General features: G+C 71.9%; 16 protein-coding genes and 1 pseudogene. 9 read left to right on the top strand and 8 right to left on the bottom strand.

Annotated elements, in window-relative coordinates:
* Positions 1-49 precede the first annotated feature (49 nt).
* Positions 50-2,734 (bottom strand): AAA family ATPase, encoded by a 2,685-nt coding sequence (locus GQF42_RS37345; RefSeq protein ID WP_158927357.1) that lies wholly within the window; start codon positions 2,732-2,734, stop codon positions 50-52.
* A 345-nt stretch (positions 2,735-3,079) separates the two neighbouring features.
* Between GQF42_RS37345 and GQF42_RS37340 the strand changes: the two genes are divergently transcribed.
* Entirely contained in the window at positions 3,080-4,213 is a 1,134-nt protein-coding gene (locus GQF42_RS37340) for a DUF2510 domain-containing protein (protein ID WP_158927355.1), read from the top strand.
* Between the two features lie 170 nt (positions 4,214-4,383).
* Here the strand turns inward: GQF42_RS37340 and GQF42_RS37335 are convergent, their stop codons facing one another.
* The gene (locus GQF42_RS37335; protein WP_158927353.1) at positions 4,384-4,998 is read right to left on the bottom strand and encodes a TetR/AcrR family transcriptional regulator; all 615 of its coding nucleotides are present in this window, start codon (positions 4,996-4,998) and stop codon (positions 4,384-4,386) included.
* A gap of 254 nt (positions 4,999-5,252) precedes the next feature.
* Between GQF42_RS37335 and GQF42_RS37330 the strand changes: the two genes are divergently transcribed.
* A complete protein-coding gene (locus GQF42_RS37330) occupies positions 5,253-6,062 on the top strand; it encodes a phosphatase PAP2 family protein (RefSeq protein ID WP_158927351.1) in 810 nt (269 codons plus the stop codon).
* On the top strand, positions 6,059-7,021 hold the full coding sequence (locus tag GQF42_RS37325; RefSeq protein ID WP_158927349.1) for a DMT family protein: 963 nt from the start codon (positions 6,059-6,061) through the stop codon (positions 7,019-7,021). The genes GQF42_RS37330 and GQF42_RS37325 overlap by 4 nt, the downstream gene beginning before the upstream one ends.
* A gap of 78 nt (positions 7,022-7,099) precedes the next feature.
* Here GQF42_RS37325 and GQF42_RS37320 read toward each other — a convergent pair whose 3' ends face one another.
* The 4 genes from GQF42_RS37320 to GQF42_RS37305 form a co-directional block, all read right to left on the bottom strand.
* Positions 7,100-7,966 (bottom strand): phospholipid scramblase-related protein, encoded by an 867-nt coding sequence (locus tag GQF42_RS37320; RefSeq protein WP_158927347.1) that lies wholly within the window; start codon positions 7,964-7,966, stop codon positions 7,100-7,102.
* Positions 7,967-8,032: 66 nt separating this feature from the next.
* On the bottom strand, positions 8,033-10,081 hold the full coding sequence (locus GQF42_RS37315; protein WP_158927345.1) for a phosphocholine-specific phospholipase C: 2,049 nt from the start codon (positions 10,079-10,081) through the stop codon (positions 8,033-8,035).
* Between the two features lie 215 nt (positions 10,082-10,296).
* Positions 10,297-12,126, bottom strand: a complete 1,830-nt coding sequence (htpG, locus tag GQF42_RS37310) for a molecular chaperone HtpG (protein WP_158927343.1) — start codon at positions 12,124-12,126, stop codon at positions 10,297-10,299.
* A gap of 76 nt (positions 12,127-12,202) precedes the next feature.
* A complete protein-coding gene (locus tag GQF42_RS37305) occupies positions 12,203-12,628 on the bottom strand; it encodes a cold-shock protein (RefSeq protein WP_158927341.1) in 426 nt (141 codons plus the stop codon).
* A 158-nt stretch (positions 12,629-12,786) separates the two neighbouring features.
* Between GQF42_RS37305 and GQF42_RS37300 the strand changes: the two genes are divergently transcribed.
* Genes GQF42_RS37300 through GQF42_RS37295 form a run of 3 tightly spaced genes read left to right on the top strand, consistent with a single transcriptional unit; the run spans position 12,787 to position 14,944 of the window.
* Positions 12,787-13,851: an aromatic ring-hydroxylating dioxygenase subunit alpha gene (locus GQF42_RS37300; RefSeq protein ID WP_158927338.1), complete on the top strand. Its 1,065-nt coding sequence runs from the start codon at positions 12,787-12,789 to the stop codon at positions 13,849-13,851.
* Entirely contained in the window at positions 13,848-14,018 is a 171-nt protein-coding gene (locus tag GQF42_RS45165) for a hypothetical protein (RefSeq protein ID WP_199272928.1), read from the top strand. Before GQF42_RS37300 ends, GQF42_RS45165 begins: the two co-directional genes overlap by 4 nt.
* Complete coding sequence (locus tag GQF42_RS37295; protein ID WP_233273616.1) at positions 14,015-14,944, top strand: PDR/VanB family oxidoreductase; 930 nt, start codon at positions 14,015-14,017, stop codon at positions 14,942-14,944. Before GQF42_RS45165 ends, GQF42_RS37295 begins: the two co-directional genes overlap by 4 nt.
* Positions 14,945-15,031: 87 nt before the next feature.
* On the opposite strand, the pseudogene GQF42_RS37290 reads toward GQF42_RS37295, so the two are convergent.
* Together GQF42_RS37290 and GQF42_RS37285 are read right to left on the bottom strand one after the other, a co-directional pair.
* Positions 15,032-15,208 (bottom strand): annotated as a pseudogene (locus GQF42_RS37290) (LacI family transcriptional regulator); the annotation flags it as partial.
* A 56-nt stretch (positions 15,209-15,264) separates the two neighbouring features.
* Positions 15,265-15,942, bottom strand: a complete 678-nt coding sequence (locus GQF42_RS37285; RefSeq protein WP_158927334.1) for an MmyB family transcriptional regulator — start codon at positions 15,940-15,942, stop codon at positions 15,265-15,267.
* A gap of 250 nt (positions 15,943-16,192) precedes the next feature.
* On the opposite strand from GQF42_RS37285, the gene GQF42_RS37280 reads away from it, so the two are divergent.
* The 3 genes from GQF42_RS37280 (at position 16,193) to GQF42_RS37270 (ending at position 17,846) form a co-directional block, all read left to right on the top strand.
* Positions 16,193-16,849 (top strand): helix-turn-helix domain-containing protein, encoded by a 657-nt coding sequence (locus GQF42_RS37280; protein WP_158927332.1) that lies wholly within the window; start codon positions 16,193-16,195, stop codon positions 16,847-16,849.
* Positions 16,850-16,863: 14 nt separating this feature from the next.
* Positions 16,864-17,421: a toxin-antitoxin system, toxin component gene (locus GQF42_RS37275; protein WP_158927330.1), complete on the top strand. Its 558-nt coding sequence runs from the start codon at positions 16,864-16,866 to the stop codon at positions 17,419-17,421.
* 191 nt (positions 17,422-17,612) lie between these two features.
* Positions 17,613-17,846 (top strand): hypothetical protein, encoded by a 234-nt coding sequence (locus GQF42_RS37270; RefSeq protein ID WP_158927328.1) that lies wholly within the window; start codon positions 17,613-17,615, stop codon positions 17,844-17,846.
* Positions 17,847-17,864: the final 18 nt, after the last annotated feature.

The raw sequence follows: 17,864 nt of genomic DNA, 5'->3' as shown, positions 1-17,864 counted from the left end.
CGGAGGCCCGGGGAGCCCTGCCGGCCGTGGCTTCAGCTGCGCCCTGCGCCTACCGCAGCCCCTTCCCCGTCTCCAGCATCTCCCTCGCCTGGGCCACCAGGCCCTCCGCCCCGCACGCCCGCGCCAGGTCCAGACCACGCTTGAGTTCCGCGACGGAGCGGGCGGCGATGCCGTACTCGACGCGGGCCGCCGCGTGTTCGTACTGGCAGGGTGAGGCCTCCAGGTAGGTGACGGCCTGGGCGGCGAGCTGGACCGCGCGGGCTCCGGTCTCCAGGGCGGCGGCGCAGCGCAGGGCCTCGCCGATCGCGGTGTCCGTGCCGAAACGCTCGGCCTGCCGGCGGGCGTCGGACGCGAGCTGGGCGGCCCGGGCGGGGTCCTGCCCGGCAAGGGCCCTGGCGAGGTCGACGGCCCAGGGCGCGAGGACGGGGTTGTGGCCGCCGCGCGAGGTGGCCGTCTTCTCGGCCGCTTCGAGTTCGTTGATGCCGTCCTCGACGCGGCCGACGGCGAGCAGCAGCCGGCCGCGTACGGAGCGGATGTCGGGCAGCACGATGGTGGACGGGTAGGGCGGTGCGAAGCCGTACTGGTCGGCGATCGTCCAGGCCTCCTGGACCCGGCCGCGGGCCAGCAGCGTGTCGACCAGTCCGCAGGTGGCCGACCAGTACAACGGCAGCCTCCGGCCTACGCGTTCGGCGAGGACGAGCGCCTCACGCAGGGTGGCCTCGGCGTCGCGCAGCCGGCCCTGTCTGCGGTAGGCGAGACCGAGGAAGGCGTTGGCGAGGGAGAGATGGCCGCCGCGCCAGCCGGCGGTGGTGTAGGCGCGCAGGGCCTCGGCGAACAGGCTCTCGGCGCGGTCGAGCCGGTCGGCGTAGGCGTACGCGCTGCCGAGCATCATCAGCAGCTCGATGCCCCACTCCTGGTCGGTCCAGCCGAGGCCGGGCGCCAGGCGGCCGTTGACCAGGGCACGGTCGCACAGTTCGAGGACCTCGGAGGCGCTCTCGCCATGGGTCATGGCGTCGAAGCCGCGCAGGATGAGCAGGGCGCGTTCGGAGTTGTCGCGGCCGGTGCAGGTGCCGGCGAGTTCGGCCAGACGCGCGGAGCGGGCCGGGGAGACGGTCTCGCCGTGGATGCCCTCCCACATGAACTGCACGGCCTGCAGCCGCAGTTTGACCGGGCCGGGCTCGTGCCGCGCGGCCTCGGCCTCGACCGTGCGGACGGCCTCCTCCAGCTGGTCGTTGTGGAGCAGCGCCTGGGAGAGCCGGACCAGCGCGTCGACCCGCCGCTCGCCGTCGAGGCCGGACATGCCGAGGGCGTGCTGGAGGTGTTCGATGGTGACGGCGGGTGCGGTGAGCAGGGTGGCGCAGCCCAGTTCGTACAGGACGTGGGCGTGCACCTCGGGGAGCGGCGGCTCCCGCAGGGCGCGTTCGAGACAGGTGCGGGCGGCGTCGGGTGCGCCGACGGCGAGGTGCTCGCGGGCCGCCTCGCGCAGTTGCTCCACGAGTTCCTCGTCGCCGTCCGGGTGCACCTTCAACAGGTGCCGGGCGGCCTGGGCGGCGCCACGGTCCAGCTCGGTGATGATCTGGGCGGCCACGCCGTGCATGGCGGTGCACACGCCGGACGGGATGGAGTTGTAGACGGCGGTGGCGATCAGTGGGTGGACGAACTCCAGCTCGCCCTCCTCGTGTTCGACGCCGGTCGCGGGGTCGGGCGCGGTGAGGATGCGGGCGTTGCAGAGGAGTTCGGCGCAGTGCCGGGCGATGTCGTCGTTCATGGTGGCGAGGCGGGCGACCATGTCGACGGTGATGGAGGTGCCGAGGATGGCGGCGGCCCAGGCGAACCGGGTGGCCTCCAGGCCGAGGCCCTTGAGCCGGTCTACCAGTCCGCCGCCGCGGGCGGAGCGGTTGAGGGCGCGCAGTTCCCCGGCACGGGACTCGACCGGCTGCAGTTCGCTGTCCTGCACCTTGGCGAGAAGTTCGACGGTGTCGTAGGGGTTGCCGCCGGTGACGGCCCACACCTCGCGGCAGAACGCGTCGTCGGCGTGCCGGCCGAGGCCGACGCGGGTGAGTCCGGCGCAGGCGTCCGGGGTGAGGGCGCTGAGGTTGTTGACGGCACGGCCCGAGGCGGCGGCCACCGCGTCGAGGTGGCTGGCGCTGTCCCCGGCGACCTCGCCGGGGCGGCGGGCCACGACGACCAGGACGGAGACGTCGTCCAGCCGCTCGGCGAAGGCGGCGAGCCAGCGCAGGGTCTCCTGGTCGGCCCAGTGCGCGTCGTCGATCAGCAGCACGAGGGGCCATTCACGGCGGGCGAGCCGGCGGACCGCGGCCACGAGGCCGTCGCACACGTACTGCGGGTCGGCGCTGCCCTCCTGCGGATCGACTATGCCAAGGGCGGGACCGGCGATGTCGTACCAGTCGCCGAGGTACTCACGCGCCTCCTCCGGCAGCAAGGAGAGCAGGGCGGGCTGGAGCAGCTGTCGCACCACGTTGAACGGGACGGACCTGAGGGTCTCCGCGCCGCGCGCGGACCACACGGTGCAGTTGCGGCGCTCCGCGATGCGGCGGATCTCGGCGAGCAGCGCGGTCTTGCCGAGTCCCGCCACGCCGCGGAAGAGCAGCAGACTGCCCCCGGACGAACGGTCGGCGCACAGGACGTCGAGTGCCTCGGTGACGGCGGCGATCTCCGCGTCCCGCTCCCACAGGGAAGCCGAGGCGGCCGTCGGGGGCCGTCCCTTCGTCATCCCGATACCTCCCCAGGTCGCCCGAATGACGTACAGAGCACGAGCGTAGCCGTCAGGTGGGGCCCGTGGTGGGCGGTCGGGGCAGCTGTTGCCCCGCCGGGTGAAAGCGGGTGCGGCCAGGCGACGCGCGCGCCGCCCGAACCGCCGGTCAGCAGCCGACGGAGCGTCAACATCGCCGCCCGGGGCGGTGCCGGAGACGGTCGCCGGACGGCCGTCGAGGAGGTCTGCGGTGGAGCACGACAAGAAAGTCGGACGGGAGAAATCGGAGGCGAAATATTCCGGTCCGTTCCGTTCGCGACGGATCCTCTCATCGCACTTTCACGCTCGCCTCATACGGTGGGGGGCATGACGCAGGTGACTCCCCCCGGGTGGTACCCCGACCCCGGGCAGACGAACGACGGTCCGCCCACCGAGCGCTGGTGGGACGGCAAGGCCTGGACGGACCAGACCCGCCCCGCCGGGACGGCCGCCGCGTGGGGTCCCCCGGCACAGCAGCCGCCGGACGCGGGCGCGCAGCCGGCGTTCCCGTCGCCTCCTGGACCGGCCGGTCACGACGCCCAGCCGACGCCCCCCGCTCCTGCCGGCCACGGCGCCCAGCCCGGGTACCCGGCGTATCCGGCGTACCCCGCCGAGCCGCCGGCCGGGTCCCGGCGCGGGCTGCGTACGGGCATAGCCGTCGCGGCGGCGGTCGCGGTACTGGCGAGCATCGGCGTCGGTGTCTACGCCCTGACGAAGGACGACGGAGGCGGCGGCGACCGCGCAGGCTCGCGCCGGAGTGCGCCGGGCGGGCAGAACGGTGGAGAGAGCGGCGGGCCGTTCGGCGGGTCCGGCGGCGGCTCGGGCGGCTCCGGAGGCTCTGGGGGCCCGGACGGGTCCGGGGGCGCCGGCGGGTCCGGCGGGTCCGGTGGCGGTTCGCCGTCGCCGGGGCAGTCCGACGCGCCCAAGGTGCCCGGCGGCGGCACGGTGCCGGACCCGGTCAACGGGATCAGCCTGCCGGTGCCGCAGGGCTGGACCGGGAAGGTCATCAGCGTCGGCGCGCAGGTCACCTCGAACGACTCCTACAAGTGCCCCGGAAATTCCGGCCAGACCTGCACCGCGGGCGGCGCCTACACGGCTCCGGCGGTGGTGCTGGGCAACAAGGGCACGACACCCGAGGCGGTCGCCGAGGCGGACATCGCGGCCAACGCCAAGGAGTCCTACGGCGGCGACACCTACGGCAGCATCACCTCGCACCAGCAGCTGGCCTCCCAGGCGGTCACGGTCGCCGGGCAGAAGGGCTACATGGTGCGCTGGAAGGCGGTCACCAGCAAGGGCTCCGACGGCTACGTGGAGTCGGTCGCCTTCCCCTCGCCCAACGACGCCCAGCAGATCGTGGTGGTCCGCTTCGGTGTGGACGTCGGCCAGAAGCTGTCCGTCATCGACGAGATCCTCAAGGGGATCAAGGTCTCCTCCGGCAGCGGCGACGGCCAGAACGTCTGAGCCGCGCCCGCGCCGCGGGCCGTCCGGGACCGGGACGCGAAGCGGCCGGGTGGGGCACCCCTCCGCTCAAGAGGAGCCCCACCCGGCCGCGGGGTGCGCGCCGCCCCCGTCCCCACGGTGCGGCGCGGGCAGGTCGCCGTTCAGTCATCCCGTGAACGGCGGCCTGGGTCTTACGTCAGCCCGAGTGCGGGCAGCACGATGGCCTCCACGAACCGGACGAGGTAGTCGGCGTCGGCGTACTGGCCGCTGAGCACGGGCCGCACACGCAGGACGCCGAACATCATCGCGGGGACGTACTCGAGCGCCGGGTGGCCCGCCGGGACCTCGCCCCTGGCCACGCCCCGGGCGAGCATCTCCTGCAGCGCGGCGATCTCCGGGTACACGAGTGCCTCGCGCAGCGCCTGGGCCAGTTCCTCGTCGGCCGTCCATGCGTGCCCCAGCGCCTGGAGCAGGCTGGTGTCCTTGCCGGACCAGTCACCGGCGGCCCGCGCGGCCTGGCGCAGGTCCTCGGCGAGGGATCCGGTGTCGATGCCGGCGAAGCGCACCCGGCGGCTGGCGCGCAGCGCCGCCGCGACGAACTGGGGCTTGGTCTTCCACTGCCGGTAGAGCGTGGACTTGCTGCACCGGGTGCTGGCGGCGACGCCCTCCATGGTGACGGACTCGTAACCGCACTCGCGGATCTGCTCCAGCACGGCGTCGAAGAACTCCCGCTCACGCTCCGGCGTGATCTTGGAGCGGCGCGAGGCGACGACCGTCTCCGGTCCCTCCGCGGCCTGCGACGTCATGCGGTGCTTCCCCTCACTCGTGTCCGACGGGTCGTCCATGTACGGCCCCACTGCAGTCCGGCTCGAGCCCGGCTCAACCGGGTCCGCCGACTCTGGCTCCAGTGTGGCGCACATCAATCGATACGCCAGTGTACCGGTACTCAAGCGTATCGGTACACTGGCGTTTCGGTACGGCGACGTATCGATGGGTTCGGGCCCGGTGTGGGACCCGCCCGCACCACCACACGCACCACCGTCAGTGAAAGGGCCGGGGGATGACTGCGCGAACCGAGCCTGCGGAAGCAGAAACGGAGCCGCCGGACGCGACCACGCGTCCGGCACTGATACGTGAGCTTCTCCTCGTCGCGGGGCTCTTCCTGGTCTACAAGCTCGGCCGGCAGCTGGCCACGGGCCACACGGGCGACGCCATCCACAACGCTCACCGCGTGTGGGACCTGGAGCGGACGCTGCATCTCCCCCACGAGAACGCCGTGCAGTCCGCACTGCTGCACGGCGACACCCTCGTCCACATCGCGAACACCTACTACGCCACCGTCCATTTCCCGGCGACGCTGGCCTTCCTCGTCTGGCTCTACGTCAAGCGGCCCGCCCACTACATCTGGGCCCGCCGGGTCCTTGCGGCCGTCACCACGGCCGCCCTGGTGCTGCCCTTCACCTTCCCGCTGACCCCGCCCCGGATGCTGGCCGGGACCGGCCTGGAGGACACCGGGAGGATCTTCGGCCCGTCCGTGTACGGCCCGCCGTCCAGCGACCACCTGTCCAACCAGTTCGCGGCGATGCCGTCGCTGCACTTCGGCTGGGCACTGATGGTGGCGGTCGGGCTGATCGTGGCCACCCGGTCCCGGTGGCGCTGGCTGTGGCTGCTGCACCCGCTGATCACCCTGCTGGTGATCGTGGGCACGGCCAACCACTACTGGCTCGACGCGATCGTCGCGGGCGCCATGCTCGGCATCGCCCTCGCCGTGATCCATCCGCCGCGGCGCACGGCCACCACGGCCGGACGCGACGCAGGCCGGCGCCGGGTCACCCCCGACACCCCCGTACTGGTGGGAGCGGGCCGATGAGCGCCGCCGCCGTGGTCGCCGTGGCCCTCTCACTCGTCTCGGCCGTCGCGTACGCCCTCGCCGCGGTCGCCCAGGAACGCCTCGCCTCCCGCAGCACCGGCAGCGGCCTGCTGCGGCTGCTGGGCACGGGTGCCTGGTGGTCGGCGGTCGCCCTGAACGCGGGCGCCGCACTGCTGCACGTCGTCGCGCTCAAGTACGGCCCGCTGACCCTCGTCCAGCCGCTGGGAGCACTCACTCTGGTCGCGGCCGTGCCGCTCGGGGCGCGCGCGGCCGGGCGCCGGGTCAGCGCGGTGGAGTGGCGCGGTACGGCGCTCACCCTGCTCGGGCTCGCCGCACTGCTCGTGACCGCTTCCGGTCCGGCGCCCGAGCGGGTGCTGTCGCTGACCGAGGCGCTGGCGGTCGCCGGTACGACCGCCGCCGCGATCGGCATGCTGTCCCGGCCCGGCGCCCGCCCGGGGCTCAGGCACGCGACGGCGTCCGGCTTCGCCTCCGGTGTCGCCTCGGCGCTCACCCAGACGGTGACGGTGGCGGCCACCGAACGCACCGGCCCGGCGCTCGGCACCGAGGTGATCGTGGTCGCCGTCCTGGTCGCCGCGTTCGCCGTGGGCGGGCTGCTGCTCTCCCAGACCGCCTACCGCGGCGGCCTCGGCGCCCCGTTGGCCGTGGTCACCCTCGCCAATCCGGTGGCCGCCGCCGTGATCGGCCTCACCCTGCTCGGCCAGGGCCTGCAGGGCGGCGTCGGCGGGGTGCTGCTGGCGCTCGCCGGCGCGGCCCTCGCCGCCTGGGGCGTGATCCTGCTCACCCGGGTCACCCCGCAACGCGGGCAGGAGGACCCGGTCCACGAGGACGACGACCACCCCGTGGCCGCGGTCCTGGCCCTGGAACCGGGCACGGCGACCGCCGAACCCGCGCTGGTGCCACGGCAGCCGGACAAGCCGGGACACCTCACCACACTGTGACCGCACAGAACGGCGGCCGGTGCACGCATCCTCTGCGCGCACCGGCCGCCGTCGCCGTACTCCCCCGTCGGGGCAGGCTCAGTTCCAGCCCCGCGAGTCCTGCTTGAGGGCGGTGTCGACGGTCAGGGCCGTCGCCACCACGAGGCTCAGCAGCGGCTCGGGAAGCTGGTAGTGGATCTGCAGGACGTAGTTGTCCGCGGTCGTGAACAGGGTCTTGGCGAGGCCTTCCCAGGTCTTGGTGATCCGGGCGACCTCGTTGTCCGCGTGGTCGACGATCGCGAAGTTCCAGGCCCGCCAGTTCTCCGCCTTGATCGCGCCGACCTGCTGGCCGTTCGCGTTCATCGCGAAGTTGATCTTCCCGATCATGTTCTGCTGGACGATCTCACCGACCGGCGAGCCGTCCGGGCGCGTCACGACGACCCGGGACTTGAAGAACTTCGCGGGCCGGGTCAGCACCAGCTGGGGCTGACCATAGGCGTCACGGATCTCCAGCTTGTGGGTCATGAACTGGTCGAGGCTGGAGACGAAGCGCAGGATCTTCTTCAGCGCGCCCTGCCCGACCTCGGTGACCGAGCCGATGTCCCGGCCGTGCTGGTCCATGACCTTGTACTCGTTGGTCAGCTCGATCAGCTTGGCCTTCTGGTTCACGACCAGAACGGGCTCGGTGAACAGGGTGCCGCCGCCGGGGCCGCCCGCCTGCACACCCGCCTTCTGCTGCACCTGCCGCTGCACCTTGGGGTCGGCGGCCTGCTGCTGCGGGACGCCGAACTGCTGGGCGGGCGCCTGCTGCTGCGCGGCGGCCTGCGCCTGCGGAGCCTGGCCGGCCGGTGCCTGCGCCGGGTTGGTGTGCTGGGTCCACTGTGTGCCGTCCCAGTAGCGGAGCGTCTGGGGCGCTCCGTGCGGATCGGGGTACCAGCCTGCAGGAGTGTTGGATTGCGTGGTCACCGGGGCACACTACCCTGATCTGACCAGTACCTGACCAGTCCGCACGGAGCGGTGTTCATCGCCCGTTCACTGTGTGACGATCGCCGGGTCGCTGACGCCCGGACGCCCGTTCTCGACATGGCCGGCGAAGCCGCGCAGGAACGCCGGGTCGGCGTCGCAGGTGACGGTCACGTCGTACCAGCGCTTGCTCGCCGTGAGGTCGACGGTGTGCTGGACGGTCGCGCCGGGCCGTACGGTCACGGTGGCCGGGTGACCGCCGTAACCGTTCACGACCTTGAGCTGCACGGCCCCGGAGCCCTTGTTCGTGAAGGCGAGTTCCAGGTGGTCGCCGGCCGGCCGGGCGGTCACCTCCGGGCCGGCGACCTTGCCCCTGCCCTTGAAGACGCGCAGGAAACCGTTCGGGCCGTGCACCGCGAGGTCGTGGGTGCCGCCCGACCAGAACGAGTTCCAGGTGTCGGAGAGGGTCTTGCCGGCCTCGGTGGTGTAGGTCCAGGGACCGTCGGTGCGGTTGCCGGAGGTCACGAGGAAGGCGGCGCCCGCGTGCGCTCCCGAGGCGAACGTGAGCGTGAGCTTGCCGTTCGCGGTGTCCGCGGAGGCGTCCACCACCGGGGCGTACCTGAGCGGGCGGGTGGGGCGGTGCCCGCGCTCCTGCTTGGGCAGGGACGGGTTCGCCGGGGGCTTGGGCACGTAGTCGGGGTGCCGGTTGTGGTCCGGCGGCTGGTAGCCGGCCGTGGACGGCAGCGCGACCGGCTTGGTGTCCTTGTGGGAGAAGTCGAAGGCACTGGTCAGGTCGCCGGTGACGGTCCGCCGCCAGGGCGAGATGTTCGGCTCGTGCACACCGAAGCGGCGCTCGATGAAGCGGATGATCGAGGTGTGGTCGAGGGTCTCGGAGCAGGTGTAACCGCCCTTGCTCCACGGCGAGACGACGAGCATCGGCACGCGCTGCCCGAGCCCGTAGGCACCGGCGACGTGGCTGATGTCGCCCTTGAACAGGTCGAGGGCGGGGTCCACGGTCGACAGGCCCTGCGCGGCGGAGGCCGGCGGGAACGGCGGGACGACGTGGTCGAAGAAGCCGTCGTTCTCGTCGTAGGTGATGAACAGCGCGGTCTTGCCCCACACCTCGGGGTTGCTGGTCAGCGCGTCCAGGACCTGGGAGACGTACCAGGCGCCGTAGTTGGCGGGCCAGTTGGGGTGCTCGGTGAAGGCCTCGGGCGCGACGACCCAGGAGACCTGCGGCAGCTTGCCGGCCTTCACGTCGGCCTTCAGCCGGTCGAAGAAGCCCTCGCCCTGCTTGGCGTCGGTGCCGGTGCGGGCCTTGTCGTACAGCGGGTCACCGGGCTTGGCGTCCCGGTACTGGTTGAAGTACAGCAGGGAGTTGTCGCCGTAGTTGCCGCGGTAGGCGTCCTGGATCCAGCCCCAGCTGCCGTTCGCGTCGAGGCCGTCGCCGACGTCCTGGTAGATCTTCCAGGAGACCCCGGCCTTCTCCAGGCGCTCGGGGTACGTCGTCCAGCCGTAGCCCTTCTCGTCGTTGCCGAGCACCGGGCCGCCGCCCCGACCGTCGTTGCCGACGTAACCCGTCCACATGTAGTAGCGGTTGGGGTCGGTGGAGCCCATGAACGAGCAGTGGTAGGCGTCGCAGAGGGTGAAGGCGTCGGCGAGCGCGTAGTGGAACGGTATGTCCTCGCGGGTCAGGTAGGCCATGGTCGTGCTGCCCTTGGCCGGTACCCACTTGTCGTACTTGCCCCCGTTGAAGGCGGCGTGCGTGTCGTTCCAGCCGTGCGGCAGGTCCTGGATGAAGGCGAGGCCCAGATCGTCGGCGTCGGGGTGGAAGGGCAGGATGTCCTTCGTGCCGTCGGACTGCTTCCAGACGGACTTGCCGTTCTGCGAGACGGAACGGGGGTCGCCGAAACCCCGGACACCGCGCAGCGAACCGAAGTAGTGGTCGAAGGATCGGTTCTCCTGCATGAGGACAACGACGTGCTCGACGTCCTGGACGGTCCCGGTGCGGTGGTGGGCGGGCAGCGCGGCCGCCCGCTGGATGCTGCTGGACAGCGCCGTGAACGCCGTGGTGGCACCCGCGAGTTGAAGGAAGCGGCGCCGGTTGACTTCGGCCATGGGTGTTCGGGTCCTCTCGTCCTGACGTACGTAATGCCGCCCAGATGACGGAATCTGCGCGGAGCGAGTGTTCCAAGAGCAGCAAACGTCAGGGAAGGGTCTGATGGCGCCCATGTGAAAGTCGGCGGTCCGTGCGGTGCCGCTCCGGCCACGGTCACAACGGACCGCGGCCGGCGGACAAACACCCCAAAGAGCTGATGCGTGGGGCGTATCGGTCAGATCGTCCGAGCGAGGCGGTCGGCGAGCAGCTTGGCGAATCGGGCCGGGTCGGCCAGATCGCCGCCCTCCGCCAGCAGGGCGGTACCGTACAGCAGCTCGGCCGTCTCGGTCAGCTCCGGGTCCTGCGCCCGCTGTTCGTACGCCTCCCTCAGCCCGCTGACCAGCGGGTGCCCGGGGTTCAGCTCCAGGATCCGCCGCACCGCAGGCAGTTCCTGGCCCATCGCCCTGTACATCTTCTCCAGCGTCGGCGAGATACCGTCGGCGTCACTGACCAGGCAGGCCGGGGAGCTGGTCAGCCGAGTGGTCAGCCGTACGTCCTTCACACCGTCCAGCGTCTCGCCCAGCCAGCTCAGCAGCGGCGCGTAGGCGCCGGACTTCTCCTCGGGCACCTCCTCCTCGGCGGGCAGGTCGACCGCGCCCCGCGCGACGGACCGGAACTCCTTGCCGTCGTAGTCGCCGACCGCCTCGGCCCAGATCTCGTCCACCGGGTCGGTGAGCAGCAGGACCTCGTACTCCTTGGCCTTGAAGGCCTCCAGGTGCGGGGAGTTCTCGACCTGCGCGCGGCTCTCGCCGGTCATGAAGTAGATCTTGTCCTGGCCGTCCTTCATCCGGGCGATGTAGTCGGCGAGGGTGGTGGGCTCCTCGCCGGCGGTGGAAGCGAACGACGCGATGTCGAGGATCGCCTTGTGGTCCTCGGCCGGATCGAGCAGGCCCTCCTTGACCGCCGGCCCGAACTCGCGCCAGAAGGTGCGGTACTTGTCGGCGTCGTTCGTCATGAGGTCCTTGACCGTGGACAGGACCTTCTTCGCCAGGCGCCGCCGGATCAGCTGGATGTGCCGGTCCTGCTGGAGAATCTCACGGGAGATGTTCAGCGACAGGTCGGCGGCGTCCACGACCCCCTTGACGAAACGGAGGTGGGACGGCAGCAGCTCACGGGTGTCGTCCATGATGAACACGCGCTTGACGTACAGCTGGATGCCGTGCCGGGCGTCGCGCTGGAACAGGTCGTGCGGGGCACGCGCGGGCAGGAAGAGCAGCGCCTCGTACTCGAACGTGCCCTCCGCCCGCATCCGGATGGTCTCCAGCGGGTCGGTCCAGTCGTGGCTGATGTGCCGGTAGAACTCCCGGTACTCCTCCTCCCCGACCTCGGAGCGCGGGCGCGCCCACAGCGCCTTCATCGAGTTGAGGGTGTCGTCGCCCATCCGGATGGGGAACGCGATGAAGTCCGAGTACCGCTTGACGATCTCCCGGATCTTCCACGCGTCGGCGTAGTCGTGGAGGGCGTCCTCCTCGTCCGCGGGACGCAGGTGGACGGTGACCGCCGTGCCCTCCGGCAGGTCCGGGGCGGTCTCCATGGTGTAGGTGCCGCCGCCGTCCGACTCCCAGCGCACACCGGTCTCCTCACCGGCCTTGCGAGTGTGGAGGGTGACCTTGTCGGCGACCATGAAGACGGAGTAGAAGCCGACTCCGAACTGGCCGATCAGCTCGGCCGATTCCGCACTCTCCTTCATCCGGCGCAGTGTCTCGGCCGTACCGGAGCGGGCGATGGTGCCGATGAGGCCCACCACGTCCTCGCGGGACATGCCGATGCCGTTGTCGCGCACGGTCAGGGTGCGGGCTTCCTGGTCCGCCTCGATCGCGATGTGCAGGTCGTCGGCCCTGAGGCGGTCGTCGGTGAGACCCGCCAGGCGCCGCTTGTCCAGGGCGTCGGAGGCGTTGGAGATGAGTTCCCTCAGGAAGATGTCCTTGTTCGAGTAGATCGAGTGGACCATCAGCTGCAGGAGCTGGCGCGCTTCGGCCTGGAACTCCAGCGTCTCGGTGCTCATTGCGTCCTTTCTCCGGTGTCCGGCAGGGCGCTGCCGTCCGGCCCGTCCGCCCTTGCCGTCCTGTCCGTCCTGTCCGTCAGTCCTCGATCCAGCCGTGCCGTTTGGCGAACAGGACCAACTGCTTGCGCGTGGCCAGGATCTGTTGTCCCGTCAGGTCTGGGACGCAGGCCAGCAGCAGCTCCGTCACCTCGCGTGTGTACTCGGCCGAGCCGAGCACGTCGCACATCGGTTCCTGGCCGTCGGCTGCGGCCGCAACGCGGTCGGCGGACTCGGCGGTCTGCGACGGCGCCCCTTCCGCGTCCTTCGCGAACCGGACGGAGGAGGCCTTCAGCCCGCGTCCGCCGTTCTCCACCTCGAACTCCACCGCCAGGCCCGACCGCACGGACGACTCGGGAATCAGCAAGTCGTTCACATGCAGGAAGACGTCCTCCCCGCCCTGCTCCGGCGCGATGAAGCCGTACCCACGCATCCCGTCGAACCGGACCACCCTGCCGACAGCCATCCACAACCCCCGCGTCAACGCCACACACAGCCTCTGTACTGCCGCTCAGCGTACGCGACTTGCGGGAGCGGGGTGTTTCCGCGTGGCGGAAGGAGCGTTGCGGTCCTTCGACGCGCTCCCCGACGATGCCAGCACCTCGACAGACAGGAGCCGGCTCCATGCCCCATGCAACCGCCTTCGCACGGAATCAGTGGTATGTCGCCGCCTACAGCCAGGAGGTCGGGCGCGAGCTGCTCGGCCGGACGATCCTCGGCGAGCCGCTCGTGCTGTACCGCGCCGAGGAGGACGGCGCCCCCGTCGCCCTGCACGACCGGTGCGTCCACCGCCGCTACCCGCTCTCCGAGAGCGGCCTGGACGGCGACCGGATCGTCTGCGGCTACCACGGCTTCACCTACGACCGGTCCGGCACCTGCGTGTACGTACCGGGCCAGAAACGCGTTCCGCGCACCGCTCGCGTCGCCTCCTACCCGGTGCTGGAGCAGGACTCCCTGGTGTGGGTGTGGATCGGCGACGCGGCCCTGGCCGACCCGGGAACCGTCCCGCGGGCCCGGCACCTCGACTCCCCCGGCTGGGTCACCGTCCGGGGCATGGAGCCGATCGACGCCGACTACGGCCTGCTCGTCGACAACCTCCTCGACCTCTCGCACGAGACCTATCTGCACGGCGGCTACATCGGCACCCCCGAGGTCGCCGAGACGCCCATCACCACCGAGGTGGACGAGGGCGCGGGCATCGTCCGGGTCAGCCGGCGCATGGAGGACGCCGAGTGCCCGCCGTTCTACGCCCGCTCCACCGGCATCACGGGCCGGATCACCCGCCGGCAGGACATCGAGTACCACGCGCCCTGCCTGTATCTGCTGCACAGCCGTATCGCGCCGACGGGGGTCGCGCCCGCGCCGGACGGCAGCGACCCGCACGGCTTCCGCACCGAGATCACCTACGCCATCACCCCCGCGTCGGACGGCAGGGTGTACGACTTCTGGGCGGTCTCCCGGGACTGGGCCACGGACGACGCCGAGGTCACCGAGTTCCTGCGGGCCAACAACCACACCGTGGTGATGCAGGACGTGGACGCCCTGCGTCTGCTCCAGCGCACCCTGGACACCGAACGCACCGGCTACCAGGAGCTGAGCATCAACATCGACACCGGCGGCCTGGCCGCCCGCCGCATCCTGACCCGGCTCGCCGAGGAGGGCGACAAGCCGCAGGAGCGGGTCCGGTGAGCACACCCACCGGCGAGGTCTACCGCATCGACTGGCTGCCCGGCACCGATGTGCTGCACGGTACCTGTCACTGCGGGGCCGAGCGCACCGCACAGGATCCGGTGACGATGTGGAAGTGGATGGTGGCGCACCCCGCGGGGCACGAGGCCGGGGAGGACACACGGTGACGCAGAGCGAACTGGTCGTCGTGCAGCGGCGGTTGGCGGCGGACGGCGTGGTGTCGCTGACTCTGCGCCACCCGCTCGGCCGGCAACTGCCCGCCTGGGAGCCCGGCGCCCATGTGGACCTGCTGCTCGGGCCGGGGCTGGAACGGCAGTACTCGCTGTGCTCGGACCCGGCGGACCGCTCCGCATGGCGGATCGCGGTGCTGCGCGAGCCGCACGGGCGCGGCGGATCGGCCCACGTGCACGCCGAGTTGGACGTGGGCGCCAAGGTGCGGGTGCGCGGGCCGCGCAACCACTTCCGGCTGGAACCCGCCCGCCGCTACCTGTTCGTCGCGGGCGGCATCGGCATCACCCCCCTGCTGCCGATGCTGGCCGCGGCCGAGGCGGCGGGAGCACAGTGGTCGCTGCTGTACGGCGGCCGGTCCCGTGCCTCCATGGCTTTCACGGGGGAACTCGCGCGCTATGGCGACCGGGTCGTCCTCGCCCCGCAGGACGAGACGGGCCTGCTGGACCTGGGCCCGGTGCTGGACGGCCTGCCGGAGGACGCCCTGGTGTACTGCTGCGGTCCGGGGCCACTGCTGGACGCCGTCGAGGAGCGCTGCCCGGCCCGGTCACTGCGCGTGGAGCGGTTTCGGCCGAGGGAGCAACAGGCGCACTCCGAACGGGAATTCGCGGTGGTCCTCACCCGCAGCGGCCGTACCGTCACCGTCCCGCCGGACGTCTCCGTGCTGGACGCGGTGCGCGCCGCCGGGGTCGAGGTGCTGTACTCCTGCGCCGAGGGGACGTGCGGCACCTGTGAGACCGGGGTGCTGGAGGGCGCCCCGGACCACCGGGACTCGGTCCTCACCGAGGAGGAGCGGGCGGCCGGCGACACGATGATGATCTGCGTGTCGCGGTGCCGGGGCACCCGTCTGGTGCTGGATCTGTGACGCGCCCCCGTCTCAGGGCGTCAGGTGGGCCCCCACCTCGCTGAACTGCCTCGTCGGCCACAACGTGTTGGCGCTGCCGGACAGGCCGAGACGGCGCAGGTCGGCGCGCGGCCGGGTCGGACGCTCGTGGCCGAGGACGTCGAGAGCCGTCGGCACCGCCGGCCGGGTGGCCCGGGAGACGCCGGGCTCGCCGCTGAGCACCCGGCCGACCGTGGCCTCGCCGGCCCCGACGTTCTTCGCCGCTTCCGCAAGTCGTCGTGTCATGAACGCGGGTGTCCCGACCCGGCGCCGCCGACGACCTGAACGTCGGCGGTGCCGGGTCAGTCCTGGGGTGCCGGGACGACCGTGAGGTGGGCCGCCGTCGTGCCACGCGGACGGCGCGCGCGGCGTGGGGCGGGCGGGGCGGGCCGGCGGGCATCGCGCAGGACCATCGTCAGCCGTCGGTAGCCGATCTCCCGGAGGGTCTGCGGCGTCTCGTCGACCACCCGGCACTCGGTCGGGCCCCGGCGCGGGTCGGGGTGGAGCAGCAGCCGGACGGCCCCGTCGAGCCGGGTCCCGGCCTCGCCGACGGCCCGCATCCAGTGCGGCAGGCCCTGCCGGTAGGCGGCCTCCATGAGCGGGTCCTGGGCGATCTCCCGCCGCACCGCCTGGAGTTCGTGATCGTGGCCGTACGCCTCCAGGGCGGTCCTGAGATGGGCCAGCATCGGCAGGCACCAGCCCGGCTCGTGCTCGCCGAGGATCTCGGAGGCGTCCGGGTGGAAGAGCACGAACCGCAGGAAGTTGTCCCCCGGCATGGCCGTCGGATGCGGGCGCACGCCGCGAAAGAGCGTCGCGTACGCGCTGTTGGCCATGATGACGTCCCAGCGGTGATCCACGACGAGGGAGGGCAGGGCGAGGGACTCCAGCAGTGCGGCGTAGTCCTGGAGGTACGCCTGGGTGTCGCACGTCTCGGGGACGGGCCGCGGTGCCGGCCGCTGCCCTCCTGCCTGATGTGCCATCGGGAGGTCACCCCTCTTGCCTCTGCGGCCTTGACGCGGCCCCTGCGATCCTGCGACCCCGGCCTGTGGCATGTCAACTATCGTGGCATTTCTTGCCTGTTGACGGCTGAAATTCGCCACAGTTGTGGCGACACCTGGATGTGGGTTCCAGGCACCGGCTAATCTCCGGGAAGTTCACGGTGACCGCTCGCGAAACGCACGGACGCAACGGACACATCGGAAGCCTTCGAGAGACGTAGGAGTTCTGTCGGTGACGGATGGCTACGAGGATCCGGGCGCCTCGGCGACCGCTCAGCTGCCGGCCGTCGTCGCCCGCGTCACCGCGCTCGCCGACCGGCTCGGCGTACCGCACAGCGAGGTCTTCGACGTCGGACGGCTCTCCGTCGCCTGCGGCGTCCCCGAGCCGGTGGTCAGGGCCCTGCTCAGCGGACGGCCCGCGGGCGAACCGGACGTCCAGGCACGCTTCCTGCAGCGCCTGGGCCTGCTGCGCCGCACCCGGCTGAAGCCCAACGGCCGCAAGTACACCCAGCAGGAGATCGCCGACGGGGCGGGCATGTCCCGCCAGCAGGCCGGCGCCCTCATCAACGGCGACCGCCGGCCCACCATGGAGCACTGCAACGCGCTCCAGCGGTTCTTCCGGGTGCACGCCGGTTTCCTGACCGCCGAGGACCCCGAGGCACTGGCGGGTGCGCTGCAGCGCACCGAGCAGGAGCTGCTGCAAAAGCTTGCCGACCGCGAGCGGGCCGATGCCGGGGCCGACGCGGATCCGCTGGAGCGGCTGCTGCAGGACCACGGGGTGCGCGGGATCGCGTGGCGGGCGGCGCAGTTACCGACCGACCAGCACCGGGACAAGGTCGCGGAGTGGCTGGACATGCTCTTGGAGAGCGTCAAGCGGCCCGAGTCGTGAGCCGGGGGAGGACCGTGGGCATCGGCAGGGACATGCGCCGGCTGTGCAACGAGTTGGTGGGCGGGCTGACCCTGCCCGCGCCTGCGCCGCCGCAGGAGCTGTACCGCGCGCTGTGCGGGGCGATGAGCCGCCGCCGCGGTCGGCCGGTGACCTTCCGTACGGCCGCCTTCCCGTCCGGCACCGCGAGCGGGCTCTGGCTGGATCTGACCGACCGCGATCTCGTCGTCGTGGAGGAACGTACCGCCCCCGGCCACCAGTTGGTGATCCTCGGTCACGAGCTGTGGCACATGCAGGCCGACCACTGCGGGCACCCCGTGGCCGGGATCGGGGTCGCCACTCGGCTGCTGGACGACGACACCGACCAGGCCGCGCTGCAGGCCGCGGTGCAGCGGGTCGCGGCCCGCACCCGCTTCGACCTCGCCGAGGAACAGCAGGCCGAGACCTTCGGGCTGCTGCTGGCGAGCAAGTGCCGTACCTGGCTGGCCGGTTCGGCCCCGCGCGGCTCGGGCCGGCGCGACGACCTGGCCGGCCGTATCGAAGCGACCCTGGGCTATCCGGGGCCGCAGGGCTGAACCGCCCGGGACGCCCTGCTGTCCGAGACGCCCTGCCGTGCGGGCGTCGCCCCGGGGGATCCGTCGGGCCGGCCTGCGCCGAGCGGGGGATCCGGGGCGCAGCGGGACGGCGTTGTCAGTGGTGGACGGCAAGCTGGAGACGTGCGCCCACGGGCGCGCGACCGTGACGCCTACCCGGGGAGAGCCGACCGATGCCCACTGCCGTACTGACCGACCGTGAGCGCACCGCCGTACAGGCCTATCTGCGGCTGTTGCACACGGTGCGCGCCGCCTTCGACGGGCCGCCGGACGCGGGCCGGCCCGCCCTGGTGCCACCCGCCGTGCTGGCCGAGGCGGAACAGGCCCTGGCCCGGGCGGGGCTCAGGGGCAACGAGGAGGAGTTCTTCCGCCTGCTGCGCAACTGGCACCCGCACCCACCCGCCTGACGGCCAACCGGCCCGCCA

Source organism: Streptomyces broussonetiae, assembly GCF_009796285.1.
Taxonomy (GTDB): Bacteria; Actinomycetota; Actinomycetes; order Streptomycetales; family Streptomycetaceae; genus Streptomyces; species Streptomyces broussonetiae.
This window is presented reverse-complemented; position numbering and strand designations above follow the sequence as displayed.